12 protein-coding genes are annotated in these 15,998 nt (G+C 75.0%); 6 read left to right on the top strand and 6 right to left on the bottom strand.

Annotation, left to right across the window (positions count from 1 at the left end; all coding sequences use genetic code 11):
• Positions 1 to 46 precede the first annotated feature (46 nt).
• The 3 genes from AC6H2I_RS16405 to AC6H2I_RS16415 are packed head-to-tail and all read left to right on the top strand — an operon-like array spanning position 47 to position 3,371.
• Positions 47 to 1,903, top strand: a complete 1,857-nt coding sequence (locus tag AC6H2I_RS16405) for an ABC transporter permease (RefSeq protein WP_497501740.1) — start codon at positions 47 to 49, stop codon at positions 1,901 to 1,903.
• Positions 1,900 to 2,643, top strand: coding sequence for an ABC transporter ATP-binding protein (locus AC6H2I_RS16410; protein ID WP_497501741.1), 744 nt, complete (start codon positions 1,900 to 1,902; stop codon positions 2,641 to 2,643). Before AC6H2I_RS16405 ends, AC6H2I_RS16410 begins: the two co-directional genes overlap by 4 nt.
• Positions 2,640 to 3,371, top strand: coding sequence for an ABC transporter ATP-binding protein (locus tag AC6H2I_RS16415; RefSeq protein ID WP_497501742.1), 732 nt, complete (start codon positions 2,640 to 2,642; stop codon positions 3,369 to 3,371). The genes AC6H2I_RS16410 and AC6H2I_RS16415 overlap by 4 nt, the downstream gene beginning before the upstream one ends.
• A 48-nt stretch (positions 3,372 to 3,419) precedes the next feature.
• Here AC6H2I_RS16415 and AC6H2I_RS16420 read toward each other — a convergent pair whose 3' ends face one another.
• Positions 3,420 to 3,656, bottom strand: a complete 237-nt coding sequence (locus AC6H2I_RS16420; RefSeq protein WP_497501743.1) for a hypothetical protein — start codon at positions 3,654 to 3,656, stop codon at positions 3,420 to 3,422.
• A 56-nt stretch (positions 3,657 to 3,712) separates the two neighbouring features.
• Positions 3,713 to 4,537 carry a trehalose-phosphatase gene (otsB, locus tag AC6H2I_RS16425; RefSeq protein ID WP_497501744.1) on the bottom strand — a complete coding sequence of 275 codons (825 nt, stop codon included), beginning with the start codon at positions 4,535 to 4,537 and terminating at the stop codon, positions 3,713 to 3,715.
• A gap of 427 nt (positions 4,538 to 4,964) precedes the next feature.
• Here otsB and nagA point away from each other — a divergent pair, with 427 nt between their 5' ends.
• Positions 4,965 to 6,101, top strand: a complete 1,137-nt coding sequence (gene nagA / locus AC6H2I_RS16430) for an N-acetylglucosamine-6-phosphate deacetylase (protein WP_497501746.1) — start codon at positions 4,965 to 4,967, stop codon at positions 6,099 to 6,101.
• A gap of 222 nt (positions 6,102 to 6,323) precedes the next feature.
• Here nagA and AC6H2I_RS16435 read toward each other — a convergent pair whose 3' ends face one another.
• On the bottom strand, positions 6,324 to 7,268 hold the full coding sequence (locus AC6H2I_RS16435; RefSeq protein ID WP_497501747.1) for an ROK family protein: 945 nt from the start codon (positions 7,266 to 7,268) through the stop codon (positions 6,324 to 6,326).
• 161 nt (positions 7,269 to 7,429) lie between these two features.
• Here AC6H2I_RS16435 and AC6H2I_RS16440 point away from each other — a divergent pair, with 161 nt between their 5' ends.
• On the top strand, positions 7,430 to 9,097 hold the full coding sequence (locus AC6H2I_RS16440; protein WP_497501748.1) for a tetratricopeptide repeat protein: 1,668 nt from the start codon (positions 7,430 to 7,432) through the stop codon (positions 9,095 to 9,097).
• Between the two features lie 12 nt (positions 9,098 to 9,109).
• Here AC6H2I_RS16440 and AC6H2I_RS16445 read toward each other — a convergent pair whose 3' ends face one another.
• The gene (locus AC6H2I_RS16445) at positions 9,110 to 10,174 is read right to left on the bottom strand and encodes an anhydro-N-acetylmuramic acid kinase (protein WP_497501749.1); all 1,065 of its coding nucleotides are present in this window, start codon (positions 10,172 to 10,174) and stop codon (positions 9,110 to 9,112) included.
• On the bottom strand, positions 10,174 to 10,461 hold the full coding sequence (locus AC6H2I_RS16450; protein ID WP_497501750.1) for a hypothetical protein: 288 nt from the start codon (positions 10,459 to 10,461) through the stop codon (positions 10,174 to 10,176). The genes AC6H2I_RS16445 and AC6H2I_RS16450 overlap by 1 nt, the downstream gene beginning before the upstream one ends.
• A 196-nt stretch (positions 10,462 to 10,657) precedes the next feature.
• Here AC6H2I_RS16450 and tyrS point away from each other — a divergent pair, with 196 nt between their 5' ends.
• A complete protein-coding gene (tyrS, locus tag AC6H2I_RS16455) occupies positions 10,658 to 11,914 on the top strand; it encodes a tyrosine--tRNA ligase (RefSeq protein ID WP_497501752.1) in 1,257 nt (418 codons plus the stop codon).
• A gap of 276 nt (positions 11,915 to 12,190) precedes the next feature.
• Here tyrS and AC6H2I_RS16460 read toward each other — a convergent pair whose 3' ends face one another.
• The gene (locus AC6H2I_RS16460; RefSeq protein ID WP_497501753.1) at positions 12,191 to 15,877 is read right to left on the bottom strand and encodes a YhdP family protein; all 3,687 of its coding nucleotides are present in this window, start codon (positions 15,875 to 15,877) and stop codon (positions 12,191 to 12,193) included.
• Between the last annotated feature and the right edge of the window lie 121 nt (positions 15,878 to 15,998).

The raw sequence follows: 15,998 nt of genomic DNA on the forward strand, positions 1-15,998 counted from the left end.
TCCTCCCCTCCCAGCGCGGGACGGGAGGGACCGGGGGCAACGATCCATGGATTTCTACCTCGTCCAGTTCCTCAGCGGCCTGGCGACGGCGGCCACGCTCTTCCTGGTGTCGTCGGGGCTGACCGTCATCTTCGGGGTGACGCGCATCGTCAACTTCGCGCACGGCTCCTTCTACATGCTGGGCGCGTACCTCGCGTGGTCCCTGGTGGAACGGTGGGGCGGCACCCCGCTGGGCTTCTGGGGCGGGGTGGCGCTGGCCGCCCTGACGGTCGGCGCGCTGGGCGCGGCGATGGAGGTGCTGCTGCTGCGCCGCCTGTACCGCTCGCCGGAGCTGTTCCAGTTGCTGGCCACCTTCGGCGTCGTGCTGATCGTCCAGGACGCCGCCTCCTGGCTGTGGGGGCCGGAGGACCTGCTGGGCCGCCGTGCGCCGCTGCTGCGCGGCTCGGTGGAGGTTCTGGGACAGCCCTTCCCGGTCTATGATCTGATGCTGATCGCGCTGGGCCCGCTGGTGCTGCTGGGCCTGCTGGCGCTGTTCCACCGCACCCGCTGGGGCACGCTGGTCCGCGCCGCCACCCAGGACCGGGAGATGACGGCGGCGCTGGGGGTGAACCAGGCCACGCTGTTCACCACCGCCCTGTTCCTCGGCTCCGCCCTGGCCGGGCTGGGCGGCGCGCTGCAGGTCCCGCGCGAGGCGGTGACCCTGCACATGGACATGGCGATGGTGGTCGAGGCGTTCGTGGTCGTCGTCGTGGGCGGCATGGGCAGCCTGCCCGGGGCCTTCGTCGCCTCGCTGCTGATCGGGCAGCTGCAGGCCTTCGGCATCCTGGTCTTTCCGCAGATCACCCTGGTCGTGGTCTTCCTGTTCATGGCCGTCGTGCTGGTGCTGCGCCCCTACGGCCTGATGGGCCGGTCCGAGGACGGCCCGCCCGCCGGCGAGGCACCGGACCAGCCCCTGCGCCCCGACCGGGGACCCGCCGCCGCGGCGCCGGCGCTGATCCTGCTGGTCCTCGCCGCGGCCCCGCTGGTCGCCGGCGACTACGCGCTGATCGTGTTGACCGAGGTCGTGATCCTGGCGCTGCTGGCCTCCAGCCTCCACCTGCTGACCGGGCTGGGCGGCCTGGTGTCGTTCGGCCACGCCGCGTATTTCGGGCTCGGGGCGTACGGCGCGGCGCTGCTGGTGCAGCACGCCGGCGCCCCGATGGTGCCGGCGCTGGCCGCGGCACCGCTGGCGGGCGGCCTGGCGGCCCTGCTGGCGGGGTGGTTCTGCGTGCGCCGTTCCGGCCTCTACTTCGCCATGCTGACCCTGGCCTTCGCGCAGATCGCCTGGTCCGTGGTGTTCCAGTGGTACGCGCTCACCGGCGGCGACAACGGCATCCTCGGCCTGTGGCCGCCGGACTGGGCGGCCGGCAAGCCCGCCTATTACGAGCTGACCCTGCTGCTGGCGGGGGGCGGCGTGTGGCTGCTGCGCCGCGCCGCCTTCGCGCCCTTCGGCTACGCCCTGCGCGCCGGCCGCGATTCGCCGCTGCGGGCCGACGCGGTGGGGATCGACGTGCGCCGTCAGCAGTGGATGGCCTTCACCCTCGCCGGGGCCTGCGCCGGTCTCGCCGGCGGCCTCTACGCCTTCGCCCAGGGCAGCGTCTTCCCCACCCTGCTGGCGGTGCCGGTGTCGGTGGACGCCCTGGTGATGGTGCTGCTGGGCGGCCTGCGCACGCTGACCGGCCCGGCCGTCGGCGCCGCCCTGTTCCACGGCCTGGAGACCGAGTTCATGCGGCTGACCGACTATTGGCGGCTGATCCTCGGCGCCCTGATCGTGGCGCTCGTGCTGGCCTTCCCCCAGGGCGTGGTCGGCTTCGCCAGGTCGGTGGTGGCGCGGTGGCGCGGCGGTGGGGAGGACGCGCCATGAACCGGCTGGTGGTGGAGGGGCTGGCCCGCGCCTTCGGCGGCGTCCAGGCGGTGGACGGCGTGTCCTTCGCGCTGGGCGCCGGGGAGCTGCTGGCCCTGATCGGCCCCAACGGGGCGGGCAAGAGCACCTGCTTCAACCTGCTGAACGGCCAGCTCCGTCCCGACCGGGGCTCGATCCGCCTCGACGGGGTCGAACTCGCCGGCCTGCCGCCGCGGCGCATCTGGCGTCTGGGCGTCGGCCGCACCTTCCAGATCACCGCCACCTTCGCGTCCATGACGGTGCGCGAGAACGTCCAGATGGTCCTGCTGTCGCGCCAGCGCCGGCTGTTCGGCCTGTGGCGCCCGGCGGCGGCGTTGTTCCGCGACGAGGCGCTGGCGCTGCTGCAGGGTGTCGGCATGGCGGCCCAGGCCGAGCGGCCGTGCGGTGTGCTGGCCTACGGCGACCTCAAGCGGGTCGAGCTGGCGATGGCCCTCGCCGGCGAGCCGCGCCTGCTGCTGATGGACGAGCCGACCGCCGGCATGGCGCCCGGCGAACGACAGGAGCTGATGGCGCTGACCGCCGGTCTCGCCCACCAGCGCGGCCTGGCGGTGCTGTTCACCGAGCACGACATGGACGTGGTGTTCGGCCACGCCGACCGGGTGCTGGTGCTGGACCGTGGCCGGCCCATCGCCGAGGGCGCGCCCGGCGCGGTGCGCAGCGACCCGCGGGTGCGCGCCGTCTACCTGGGGGATGCGCCATGAGCCACGGTCCGGCGACCGCCCTCCCCCTGCTCCAGGTGTCGGCGCTGGAGGCGTGGTATGGGCGCGCCCACATCCTGACCGGCGTGAGCCTCGACGTCGCGCCGGGCGAGGTGGTGGCCCTGATGGGCCGCAACGGGGCCGGGAAGTCGACGACGCTGAAGGCGATCATGGGCCTGGTCGCGGCGCGGCGTGGCGGCGTGCGCTTCGCCGGGCGCGATCTCGCCGCGCTTGCGCCCCACGCCATCGCCCGTCTCGGCGTCGGCTACGTGCCCGAGGAGCGCCGCATCTTCACCGACCTGACCGTGCGCGAGAACCTGGAGGTCGGACGCCAGCCGCCGCGCCCCCCGGCCCCGGCCTGGACGCCCGACCGGCTGTTCACGCTGTTTCCCAACCTGGCGGAGATGGGCGCGCGGCGCGGCGGCCGCATGAGCGGCGGCGAGCAGCAGATGCTGACCGTGGCCCGAACCCTGATGGGCAACCCCACGCTGCTGCTGCTGGACGAGCCGTCGGAGGGGCTGGCGCCCCGCATCGTCCAGCAGATGGCCGCCGCCGTGGCCGCCTTGAAGGCGGAAGGCCTGTCCGTGTTGTTGAGCGAGCAGAACCTCGCCTTCGCCGGCGCCGTCGCCGACCGCGCCGTGGTCATCGAGAAGGGGGCGGTGCGCTGGACCGGCGCCATGAGCGCCCTGCTGGCCGACGAAGACGCCCGGCGCCGGCTGCTGGCCGTCTAGGCCGCTGCCGGGCGCCGCGCCACGCCCCCCGCAGTCACGCAGCCCGAGTCACGCCAGGGTGTCGAGCAGCCGGCGCGTCATCTCGGTGCCCGCCTGCAGCACCTTGGCGTTGGTGGCGAACGCCGTCTCGGCGCTGGCGACGTCGAGGATGACCGCGGCGTCGATGGTCCCGGCCGCGACCTGCGCGGTGGCGGCGGCGACGGCCGCCTCGGCGCGCTGCATGCCGGCCAGGGCCGAGGCGGCGGGGGGCGCAAGAGGGGCGCTGTCGACGGGACCGACGGACATGGAACGGGCCTCCGCTCGCAGAAGGGACGGGACACGGTACGCCCCCGTCCCCGCCTTCACAAGGATCGGCGGCCCCCGACGCCGCGCAGATGGTCGGCCAGGCGCTCCAGGAACACCCGCACCTCCTCCGGGTCGCGCAGGCTCCACCCGGCGGCGGTGGCGCCGGGCGTCTCCATGACCCGCACCCCGTCGCCGCGGCCGGCCAGCGCCCGGAAGGCGTCCTCGTCGGTCTCGTCGTCGCCGATGTAGACCGGACGCACGCCCGCTCCAGCGAGGTCGAGCGTGTCGAGCAGGGACAACACCGCCCGCCCCTTGTCCCACGGCACGTTCGGGCGCAGCTCGTGGATCTCCTTGCCGCCGGTCTCGCGCAGATCGTCCTGCTGCGCCGCGACCTCCCGCACGGCACGGGCGACCGTCGCCTTGTCGCCGGCCGCCACCAGCCGGGTGTGCACGGCGATGGCGAAGCGCTTGCGCTCCACCAGCGCGCCGGCGATGCCCTCCAGGCGCCCGGCCAGGGCGGCCTGCGCGGCGTCCAGGGCGGGCAGGTACTCCTCGCCGACCTGGGTGCGCAGGGAGGGGCCGCGGATGTCGAAGCCGTGGCTGCCGGCGTAGACCAGCTGGTCCAGGGCCACCAGGCGCCGCACGTCGTCGAGGTCGCGGCCGCTGACCACCGCCACCGGACAGAGGTCGGCCAGCCGGGCCACCGCGGCGCGGGCCGCGTCGCTCAGCACCGCCCGGTCCGGGCGGTCGACGATCGGGGTGAGGGTGCCGTCATAGTCGAGGAAGACCGCCGGGGTGCGCCCGTCCAGGGACGCGACGAAGGCCGCGAAACGGTCGAGTGCGGAGGGCTGATCCTCAACGCGGGGGGACGATTCGGTCACGCGGGCCGCCTTTTCCTCTGGCATTCGCCGCCGGACAACGCGCCGGATCGGATCATCGCGCACCGCGCGCCGTCCTGTCGCGCGCCTGTGACCCTTTCGCAACACTTATCCCGGAAACACGACGGCCCCGCGCGGGGGCCGTGCTCCGGTGTTGCGGCACCGAATGGATCTGGCTAATTTTGCAGTGCAGCAAGCGATTGCTGCTTCGCCCTTCTTGGGCGTTTCCTCCCTAAACTCAGGCCGCTGTCTCAGCGGCCTTTTTTCTGCCAGAAACCGGCGGGCCCGGCAATCCCTATCGATGGGCCCCAACAAAGGGCCCCGACGATCGGGTCCTAACGATCGGCTCCACGCGTTTCGATGGCTCTTGCCCCGCCCCCCCGTGGCGCGGTAGCGACGGGGGCTGTCGCGGACCGGCCGGAGACCTGCCTTGGACGCCCTGATCAACGCCACCGTCCACACCGGCGACGCCGTCCTGCGCGACGCCGCGGTGCTGATCGCCGACGGGCGGATCGCCGGCGTGGTGCCGGCCGGCGCCGTGCCCGCGGACGCGGTGCCCCACGACCTCGCCGGCGGGCTGCTGGCGCCGGGATTCATCGACCTTCAGGTCAACGGCGGGGGCGGCGTCCTCTTCAACGACCGACCGGACGTCGCGACGGTGACCCGCATCGCCGGCGCCCACCGGCGCTTCGGCACCACCGGCCTGCTCCCGACCTTCATCACCGACGCACGCGAGGCCCGGCGCGCCGCGGTCGCCGCGGTGGCCGCGGCCCTGACCGGGGGCGTTCCCGGGGTGCTCGGCATCCATCTGGAAGGGCCGCACATCGCGGTGGCGCGGCGCGGCGTCCACGACGCCCGCTTCATCGCCCCGCCCGACGCCGCGGACCTGGAGGTGCTGACCGCCCTGCCCGGCCGCTCGCTGGTCACCCTCGCTCCGGAGACGGTGCCGGCGGCGACCATCGCGGCCATCGTCGCGTCGGGGGCGCGGGTGGCCGCCGGGCACACCGCGGCCACCTGGGACGAGATGGCCGCCGGAATCGCCGCCGGCGTCACCATGGCAACCCATCTCTACAACGCCATGAGCCCCCTGCAAGGGCGCGAGCCCGGTGCCGTCGGGGCGGCACTGGCCGACGACCGGGTGCGCTGCGGCATCATCGTCGACGGCCACCACGTCCACGACGCATCGGTCCGCCTCGCCTGGAAGGCCAAGCCGCCGGGCGGGCTGGTGCTGGTCAGCGACGCGATGCCGCCGGTCGGCGGGGACGGCGGCGACTTCGCCCTCTACGGCCGCACCGTGACGGTGCGGGAGGGACGCTGCGTCTCCGCCGACGGGCGGCTCGCCGGATCGGCCCTCGACATGGCCAGCGCCGTGCGCAACGCGGTGCGCCGGATCGGCATCCCGCTCGACGAGGCCTTGCGCATGGCGTCCACCTATCCCGCGGCGGCGCTCGGCCTGGAGGCGGAGCGGGGACGGATCGCCGCGGGCTTCGCCGCCGACCTGGTGCTGCTGGACGCCGGGCTGCGGGCGCGCGCCACCTGGATCGCGGGAAAACACGCGGCCTGCTGACAACGCGCGTTTCCCCGCGGCGGCGTTCTGTCGTATAGAGGCCCGGTCACATCACCGGGAGAGAGTCCATGGATTTCGCGCTGATGATTCTGCTCGTTCTGTTCTTCTTCTGGCAGACCGTCACCGACTGACGCGCCGGCCACCGGCCGACGGTCCCCGCCCCCAGGCGCGGGGGCCAACGGCCCGTGCCGCGGCCGGCCGGCCGGCCGTGACTCGCGCGGCCTAAGGCGCGTCAGGCGGGGCGGGCCACAGGCGGGCGGCACCGCGCATGCCGCTCGCGCCGCCGAAGCGGGCCGGCACGATGCGCGTGCGCGGCCCCGCCGCCAGGGTGTAGAGGCCCAGCCGCCGCGCCGCCATGGCGCACAGGTCGGGCAGCGCCGACAGGCCGCCGCCCACCACCACCACATCCGGATCCAGCAGGTTGACCACGCCCGCCAAGGCGCGGGCGACGGCGTCGGCGTGCCACTCCAGGGTGGCGCGGGCGTCGGTGTCGCCGGCGGCGGCGCGCTCGGCGATCTGTGGCGGCGACAGCGCCTGCCCGGTGCGGTGGGCGTGTCCGCGGGCCAGCCCGGCCCCGCACAGCACCGTCTCGATGCAGCCGGCACGGCCGCAGCCGCAGGCCTGCGGCGGTCCGTCCTCGGCCACCCGCCAGGGCAGCGGCGTGTGCCCCCACTCCCCGGCGCTGGCGTTGCGGCCCGCCACGATCCGCCCGTCGACCACGATGCCGCCGCCGACCCCGGTGCCGAGGACGGCGCCGAACACCACCGGTGCCCCGGCCGCCGCGCCGTCGGCCGCCTCCGACAGGGTGAAGCAGTTGGCGTCGTTGGCGAGCCGGACCGGGCGTCCCAGCGCCGCGGCGAGGTCGTCGGCCAGCGCCCGCCCCTCCAGCCAGGGGAGGTTCACCGCGCGCACCCTGCCCGCCGCCGCATCGACCACGCCCGGCAGGCTCAGCCCGACCGGCGCGGTGGCGCCCGGGCCGCCGTCGAGCCCGGCCACCACCGCGGCGAGGGTCGCCAGGGTGGCGTCGTAGGAGCGTGGGGTGGCGGCCCGCCGGTGCGCCCGTTCCACGCCCTGGCGGTCGAGGGCGACGGCGGCGATCTTGGTGCCGCCGAGGTCGATGCCGATGCGCATGCGCGGCCTGGAGGTCTGGTCGGACAGGGCCGCCACCCTATAACGCCCGGTGGGGGCCGGGCCAGCCTCCCGTGGTGGTCGCCGCCCCCTTAAGAGCAGGGGCGTCGACCCTTTGCACCGTCGCACCGGACGAGCGGCCGCCTAGAGTCAGGAACCAGGGACGTCCACGCCCCCGGTTCCACTGCCACGGAATGCCGATGACCCGCACCGCTTTGCAGCCCCTTCCGCAGCCCACCGGCGCGCCCACCGGCCAGCCCGACGGCGCGACGCCAGCGGCCGACGCCGCGGCCGCGGCGCAACGCGAGGCGCTGGACGGATTGACGCTGGCCATGCTGGCGCGCAAGCGCCTGCTGGTGCTGGCCGGCGGCACCGGCGAGGACCGCCAGGCCGTGTTCGACCGCCTCGCCGCGGGGATCGCCGCCGACGGCGCCCTGGTGCTGACCACAGCGGCCCACCCCGCCGCCGACGTCGAGGCGCTGGTGGCCGCCGCCGGTGCCGAGGCCACCGGGCAGACGGTCGAGGGCGGCGGCTTCGACGCGCTGGTCGACGAGTTGGAACGCCGGCTCGATCTTGCCGGCAGCGGCCTGCTGGCGGTCCGCGACGCGCAGCGGCTGCCCCCCGACACCCTGGCCGACCTGGTCGAGCTCAGCGGCACCGAATCGGCCCAGGGCCGTGCGTTGCAGGTGCTGTTGTGCGGCGCGTCGGCGCTGGAACGCACGCTGGCGGCACCGCCACTGGCCCGCGCCCTGCGCGACCACGGCGTGATCTATCGCCTGGCGTCCAACCAGACGCCGTCGCTGCGCCCCGACACCGCCCACCGGCCGGCGGCGGGCGGCGCGCCGCCGGCGCGAACCTGGCCGCGCTCACGACTCCTGCCCTGGGTGGCCGCGGCCGGCGCGGCGCTCGCGCTGGGCGGCACCGCCATGGTGCCGGGAGTCGCCACCGAGATGCGCCAGGCGCAGACGGCGGCGGTGGACGCCTGGCACGGGGCCCGCGCCTTCATCCTCAACGAGCGCCTGTCCCGGCCGGCGGCCGAGATGGCGGGGACCGCCGGCGCCACCACGCCGGGGCCGGCCGGCGCGGAGCCGGGCTCCGGGGCCGGCGAATCGGCCCCCCGGCCGCGCGCCGAGCCGATGGTGACGGTGCCGGTGGATCCACCGCGGGGGGCGCCGGGGGGCGCCTCGCCAGCGGTGCCGGGATCGCCCCGCCCGCCGGGCGAGCCGGACGGTATGGCCGCGGCGCCGGACGGCACGGCCGCGGCGCCGGACGCCACGGCCGGAGCGCCGGCGCAGCGGCCGGTCCCCGCCCGGAGCGAGGATTCCCTGACCCGGCTGCTGGCGGACCTCGAGGGCATCGTCGGCCGCACCCGGACCGCCGCCGCCGATCCGAACGCCCCGCGGGAACCCGCGCCGTTGCCACCGCTGGCGCCGCCCGTCGCGGTGCCGGCCCCGACCGCGCCGCAGCCGGCGGCGGAGCCGGCCTCCGCCCCGGGCGGGGCCCCGGCGGCCGAGCGGGAGGTTCGGGAGCGGGAGGTGTCGGAGCGGCTTGCACGGCTGGAGGCGCAGGCCCTCGCCCAGATCGCCGCGAAGAAGCTGACCACACCCGACGGCGACAACGCCTTCGAGACGGTCCAGCGGATGCAGGCGCTGCGCCCGCAGGCCGCCGCCGTGGCCGCCTTGCGGAACGAGATGGAGGCGATCTACCGGCGCTGGGCGGTCATGGCGCGGGCCGAGGGCGATTGGCTGAACGCCCGCCTGTTCTACCAGCGCGCCCTGACCATCGACCCCGGCGACCCGGAACTGCAGGCGCTTCTCGACGAGATGCAGGCACGGATCGGCAGCGGGGCGACGGTGGCCGGGGGCTGACCGTGGGGCGGCTCACTCCGGCGGATGGAACCGCCCGCCGGTCAGCGGAACCGGCGCCCCGGTCGTCGTCGGCAGGCTGAGCGGCAATCCGAGCCGGCTGCGCACGGCGAGGTAGGCGAACGCCTGGGCCTCCAGCGCGTCGCCGTCCCACCCCACCGCCTCGACCGGGTCGACCGGCGTGTCCAGGCGCTCGGCCAGCATGGCCATGAGGGTGGCGTTGTGGCGCCCGCCGCCGGTGACCAGCCAGCGCCGCGGCGGCGCCGGCAGAAAGGGCACCGCGTGGGCAACCGACGCCGCGGTGAAGGCGGTCAGCGTCGCCGCCCCATCGGCCGGAGACAGGCCCAGCACCGGCGTGGCGTCGAAGGCGTCGCGGTCCAGCGACTTGGGCGCCGGGCGCGCGAAATAGGGATGGCCGAGAAGCGCGGCAAGCGCCCCGGCGTCGACCCGCCCGCCCGCCGCCAACGCGCCGTCGGCGTCGTAGCGTGCGCCGCAGCGGGCCAGCACCCAGTCGTCCAGCATGGCGTTGCCGGGCCCGGTGTCGCAGGCGACCACCGCGTCGTCGGCGCCGATCCACGTCAGGTTGCCGACGCCGCCGAGGTTCAGCACCGCCAGGGGCCGCTCCAGCCCGGCCGCCAGGGCACGGTGGAACAGCGGCGCCAGCGGTGCGCCCTCGCCCCCCGAGGCGACGTCGGCGGTGCGGAAATCGTCGACCACGGGAATGCCGGTGATGCGGGCCAGGAACGCGCCGTTGCCGAGCTGCCAGGTGCGGCGCTCCTGCGGCGCGTGCAGGATCGTGTGGCCGTGGAATCCCACGAGGTCGACCTCGGCGGCGGTCAGCCCGGTCGTGGCCAGCAGCCGCGCCACCGCACCGGCGTGCAGCTCGGTCAGCTCGTGCTCCACCTCGACCACCGGGCCGTGCCCGCCCAGGCAGGAGCGCAGCCGGGCGCGGAAGGCGTCGGCGTAGGGTACGCTGACGAAACCGGCGGGCTCCACCCGGTCCTCGCCGTCGGTGCGCACGAGGGCGGCGTCGATCCCGTCCATCGACGTGCCGCTCATCAGTCCGATGACGGTCTGCATCAGTGCCGCGTCTGCAAGCCGCCCCAGGCGTCGTCGATGCCCTCGGGGAGGGTATCGCCGCGGCGAATGGCGCTGACCTGGGCTTCGACCAGGGCGAGGCGCCGCTCGTGGTCCTCGAGCCGGCGCTCGTGCACGGCGATGCGCTGCTCGATCTCCGCCTGCCGGGCCTCGAGCGTCTGCACCCGCGCGTCGTAGCGGGATTCCAGCTCGCCGATGCGGCGCTTCAGCCAGGCGACCTGCTCCTCGGGTGTTCGGCTCTCCGGAAAGCCGTCCAGCACACTGCCCATGGTTGCCCCTCTCCGATCGTCGGGCGGCAGCATACGCCGCCCCGCCCCCCCCGTCGACCCGCAAGCGCCGTGTGCATGCAATCCGCCCCGGACGGCGCGGGAGCGGCGGCCGGATGCGCGGCCGGTGCGGAATTGTGGCGGGCGGCGAAACCGTGCTAACAGACGCCGCTTCCCTTATCAGCCAGACGTTCGGGCCATGACCACCTTGCAATCGGACTTCCTGCGCACGTTGGATGCGCGCGGCTTCATCCACCAGTGCACCGACCTCGACGGGCTCGACGCCCGCATGGTCAAGGGAACGGTCAGCGCCTACATCGGCTTCGACTGCACCGCCGACAGCCTCCACGTGGGCAGCCTGCTGCCCATCATGATGCTGCGCTGGCTCCAGAAGACCGGCCACAAGCCAGTCGTCCTGATGGGCGGCGGCACCACCAAGATCGGCGATCCCTCGGGCAAGGACGAGAGCCGCCAGCTCCTCACCGAGGAGCGCATCAAGGAGAACATGGCCGGCATCCAGCGGATCTTCGGCCGCTACCTCCGCTTCGGCGACGGCCCCACCGACGCGGTGATGGTGGACAACGCCGACTGGCTGGACGGCCTCCACTACATCCCGCTGCTGCGCGACGTCGGCCGCCACTTCACCATCAACCGCATGCTGAGCTTCGAATCGGTGCGCCTGCGGCTGGAGCGCGAGCAGCCGCTGACGTTCCTGGAATTCAACTACATGATCCTCCAGGCCTACGACTTCATGGAGCTGGGGCGGCGCCTGGACTGCTGCCTGCAGATGGGCGGCTCCGACCAGTGGGGGAACATCGTCAACGGCGTCGAGCTGGGCCGGCGCGTCGACCAGCGGGAGCTGTACGGCCTGACCACGCCGCTGCTCACCACCGCGACCGGCGCCAAGATGGGCAAGACCGCCGCCGGCGCCATCTGGCTCACCGCCGACAAGCTCGGCCCCTACGCCTTCTGGCAGTACTGGCGCAACACCGAGGACGCCGACGTCGGCCGTTTCCTGCGCCTCTACACCGAACTGCCGCTGGACGAGGTGGCGCGCCTGGAGGCCCTGGAGGGCGCCGGCATCAACGAGGCCAAGAAGGTGCTGGCCAACGAGGTGACCCGCCTCGCCCACGGCGCCGACGCCGCGGCCGAGGCGGCGGAGACGGCGCGCCGCACCTTCGAACAGGGGGCGGCCGCCGCCGGCCTGCCCACCGTCGAGGTGGGGCGCGACCAGCTCGCCGCCGGCATGCCGGTGGTCGAGCTGCTGGTGATCGCCGGCCTCGCCCCGTCCAAGGGCGAGGCGCGCCGCCTGATCAAGGGCGGCGGCGCCCGGCTGAACGATGCGGCCATCGCCGACGAGGCGGCCCTGGCCGGCCTCGCCGACGTGGGAGACGACGGCGCCATCAAGCTGTCGGCGGGCAAGAAGCGCCACGCCCTGGTCCGGCCGGGCGGCTGACCGCGGCGGCGCGGCAAGGCGCCCGCTCGAAGGGCGCGCCCGATTCGGCGCGCAATCCTCGGTGCACACAGGAGTTGGATCGATCCAACCGATTTCCAACTTCCGGTGTGCATCGCGTCTTGACAATGCCCCCCCTTTGGAGCAGGTTATCGCTGACCGTTCGGCTAGGCCGGACGGCGCGAGGCCGAACGGCCCGAGTCCTGGGAGGACGCCCAAAAAGCGCATCATTCGGCCGATGGACGGGTGCCGGCCAACGCCACGCGGCACCATCGGTTTTCAACCTCCCGGAGCGTCCGCAGCCGCGGGTGCTCCGGTTTCATTTCCGGGTGACGGAGCCGACGGAACGCCGTCCGCCTCCCCGGCCGATCCCAGGAAGAACAGGTTGCGCAGGAAGCCCGGGGCGAGGACCGCCAGCGGGTTCACCGACACCTCCGGGTTGGCGAAGGGGCCGCGGACATGCCACGTCGCGGCGAAGATCCCCTGGCCGGCGCCACCGCTCAGCACGTCGCCGAGGATGGGGATCTGGCCGAGGATGCGGTTGAGCCCGTACACCGGCACGATGGTCCCCTGCAGGTTGGCGACGTCGGCGACCAGGTCGATGTCACCCTCCAGGGTAAGCCCGAGGGCGCTGCCCGACGTGCGCATGTCGTCGAGGGTCAGCCGCCGCCCCTGCTTGCGGAACTGCCCGACCAGCCGGCCGAAGGTGATCCCCTGGCCGCTCATCAGCTCGGCCAGGCCGGTGGGTGAGATGGCGTTGAGGATGCGCGCCAAAGTGGGCGCCTGCACCACGGTGTAGTCGGCGATCTCGATCCGCCCCTCGATGGCGGCGTCGGGCCGCGGCTCGCTGGTCGTGCCGACGATGCGCAGCCGCCCGCCCTCGAGGCGGTCGTTGATGTCCAGCATCTTCAGGGCCCGGCCGGCGTCGTCGGCGATGATCTGCACCTTGTAGCGGTCGTCGACCGGCTCGAAGCGCATGAACAGGGACGAGGAGGGTCCGGTCGAGGCGGTGACGTCGATCAGCGTCCACACCCGGCCGTCGTGGCTGACCTTCGCCACGACGTCGCCGAGCTGCCGGCCCTCGCCGAACACGACGCGGCCGACCCGCACGGTGGCCACCTTGGCGCGCTGGGGCCGCGGCGGCGCGGCCGGCGCCTCCGCCGGGCGGTCGTCCTGGGCCATCAGGCGGCGGGCGTCGAGGCTGGCGCCGGTCACCGTCGCCACATAGGCGCCGTCGCGCACCGCCACGTCCGCACGCACGTCGGTGGCGTCCAGGGTCAGGCGCGACACCAGGGCATGGGTGAGCGCCGCCGTCTCCGGATCGAGCTCGATGCTCGCCTCCGCGCCGAGGCCGCCGCCGTCGAACACGATGCCGTCGACCCCGACCACCGCGTCCTTGCGGAACTTCAGCGCGAACGTGGCCGAGGCCGGGATCCCCGGGGCCTTGGCCCAGGCGAGATCCTCGATCCGCAGATCGGTCGCCGTGAGGTCGAGGGTGCCGCTGAGCCCCAGGCGCTTGCGCTGGTCGACGGTGAAGACCACGTCGGTGCCGACCGGCCCGGCGGCGTACTCCTCCGCCTCGACCCCGAACTTGGCGAAATCGGCAACGTCGGCGGTGCCGCGGACGTGGACGCGGGTGCGCGGCCCCTTGGCGCCGTCCTCGAACTGCTCCTTCCAGTCCAGCACCACCGGGACGCCGTCGAGCCGGGCCTTGCCCTTCACGGTCATCGCTTTGGTGTCGAGCACGAGGTCGAGGTCGCCGGCGCTGGCGTCGAGGCCGGCCGCCACGTTCCGGACCCCGGTGCCGCTCAGCGCCGCCCTCACGGCGACGTCGATGTCGTCGACCTTGAGGTCCTCCAGGAGCGGGAAGTGGAACTCCAGGTCCGCCTTGGCACGGCCCGCGGTGCCCGCGGGATCGATGTCGAGGCGGCTGGGATAGCCGAGCGGCGGCAGGTCGAGCACCGTCAGGATGGTGCGGACCGGCCCGTCGACCGCCAGGGCGATGTCGATGCTCTCGCGCCCTCCCAGGTCGTGGATGACGATGGTGCCGGCGCCCAGGGTGACGTCGTCCAGCGCGCCGCCCTCGGTGTGGACGGTCATGGTCTCGCCGTCGCTGCGCGCGGTCACCGACGCGACCCCGCGCACCGGCGGCAGCGGGCGGAAATAGGTGACGTCGACCTCCGACGCCGTCAGCGTCGCGTCGAGGCTGCCGAGGACGAAGTCCGGGGTGCCGTCGAGGATCGCGGTGCCGGACAGCCGCGCCGTCGCCTCGTGCACGGTGCCGTTCGACAGGTTCTCGGTGATCCACGCCCGCGCCTTGCTGCCGACCCCGGCCGGCCACAGGCGGGCCAGGTCGTCCAGCGGGACCGCGCGCGCGGTCACCGTGCCGTCCACCCGGAAATCCGCCGACGCGGCGTCACCGGCGGGGCGCACCGAGGCGTGCGCGTCCACCGACGGGCCGCCGAGATCGACCTCCAGACGCTCCAGCTCGAGGCGCCGGGCGACCGCGTCGACGGTGGCCCGGACCAGGACCGAGCGCACGTCGAGCGGCGCGCCGACGCCGTCGGGCGGAACCACGCGCCCACGGCCCGCGGTCAGCTCGACGCGGCCGTCGAGGGGGCGCGACGCGCCGTCCAGGCGCAGCGTCGCCGTCCCCGCGACGGGGGCCTGGACCGCCCGCAGCGGCGCCAGTTCCGGCGCGAGATCGGCGAAATCGGCGGGGGTCACGCTCTCCAGCTCGGCCGTCACCGTCATCCCGCCACCGCCGTCCGGCGCGGCGTCGACCATGGCGGTCGCGGTGCGCAGGCCATGGCCGACGGTCACCGTCAGCGACCCCGCCGGCAGCGCGTCCAGCCCCCCCGTCGCGACCACGGTCCCCACCGCCGACAGCCGGGTGCCGGGGCCGGCGCCGGGGCCGCCCAGGTGGAGGGCGACGCCGTCCAGCTCGAGCCGTCGGTCCGCCAGGTCCACGGTGCCGCGGGCGCCGGCCGAGCGCACCGCCAGCGGCGCGGCGCCCAACCCCGGTGCGACGAGGCTGCCCGACCCGGCGGCCAGGTCGAAGCGCACCCGCCGCGCCAGCAGGCCGCGGTCGAAGTCGACGACGACGGTGCCGTCCACCGCGAACGCGGCGCCCGCGAACGGCGCCAGCTCCGGCGCCGCCCGGGCGAGGCGGGCCAGCTCCAGGTCGTCGACACGGATGGTCGTGGTGGTGGCGCCGTCGGCGCGGCGGTGGTCGGCGGTGGCCGACAGGGTGGCGGTCTCGCCGCCGAGGTCGAGCACCAGGTCGAGGCGGCCCGCGATGCCCTCGCCGTCGCGCCGGAGGTCGATGTCGGCCCGGGTGGCGTGCCACGCGAAGCCGGTGGCCCGGTTGGTCACCCGCAGGTCGGCCTGGACCACCGTTACGCGCCGCAGCAGGCCGAGCGGCCGCTCGGGGTCGGGCGCCGCGTCCAGGGCCGCCAGCACCTCGTCCACCACCGCCGTGTCGCCCGCGCCGCGTTCCGTGGCGGCGGCGGTCCCTTCTCCGGCGGTTTTGGCCTCCGTCCCGATGTCGAAGCCCATGCTGCCGTCGGCGTGGCGCACCACGGCGATGCGCGGCCGCACCAGCACCAGCCGGGTCGGCTCCAGCCGGCCGCGCAGCAGGGCGCCGACGGAGAAGTCGACCCCCAGCTCGGGGACCGCGGCCAGGATCTCCCCGGTCGCGCCGGTCGCCGTGACGTCGACGGCCCGCAGGTCGAGCCCGCCGATGCCGTCGCCGTCGTCGTCGACCCAGCTGACGCCGAGGGCGGCGATGCCGATCCGTGCGCCCGGCACCGCGTCGGCCAGCGCACCCTCGACGTACGGGGTCAGGGCGTCGAGGGGCAGCGGCCCCTGCGACAGGCGCCAGGCGAGGCCGCCGCCGAGCGCCACGACGAGCAGCGCCAGCCCGCCGAGGGTCCAGGCCAACAGCCTCGCCGTCTTGCGGATCACGCGCGCCCCTCCCGCGCCGGGGCGCCCACCGCGGGGGGCGGGCGGCGCGGGCCGCGGCCGGTCCGCGCATCCCCGTTGACCGGCGCCGGGGCGCCCGTCAGGGTGACGGCCGCACCGCGCC

This window comes from Azospirillum sp. NS33, assembly GCF_059703765.1.

Bases quoted from the DNA above. Each gene is read 5' to 3' on its own strand.
- AC6H2I_RS16450 (WP_497501750.1), bottom strand. From the start codon at position 10,461: ATGGGCAGTGTGCTGGACGGCTTTCCGGAGAGCCGAACACCCGAGGAG.
- tyrS (WP_497501752.1), top strand. From the start codon at position 10,658: ATGACCACCTTGCAATCGGACTTCCTGCGCACGTTGGATGCGCGCGGC.
- AC6H2I_RS16415 (WP_497501742.1), top strand. From the start codon at position 2,640: ATGAGCCACGGTCCGGCGACCGCCCTCCCCCTGCTCCAGGTGTCGGCG.
- AC6H2I_RS16440 (WP_497501748.1), top strand. From the start codon at position 7,430: ATGACCCGCACCGCTTTGCAGCCCCTTCCGCAGCCCACCGGCGCGCCC.
- AC6H2I_RS16420 (WP_497501743.1), bottom strand. From the start codon at position 3,656: ATGTCCGTCGGTCCCGTCGACAGCGCCCCTCTTGCGCCCCCCGCCGCC.
- AC6H2I_RS16445 (WP_497501749.1), bottom strand. From the start codon at position 10,174: ATGCAGACCGTCATCGGACTGATGAGCGGCACGTCGATGGACGGGATC.
- AC6H2I_RS16405 (WP_497501740.1), top strand. From the start codon at position 47: ATGGATTTCTACCTCGTCCAGTTCCTCAGCGGCCTGGCGACGGCGGCC.
- AC6H2I_RS16410 (WP_497501741.1), top strand. From the start codon at position 1,900: ATGAACCGGCTGGTGGTGGAGGGGCTGGCCCGCGCCTTCGGCGGCGTC.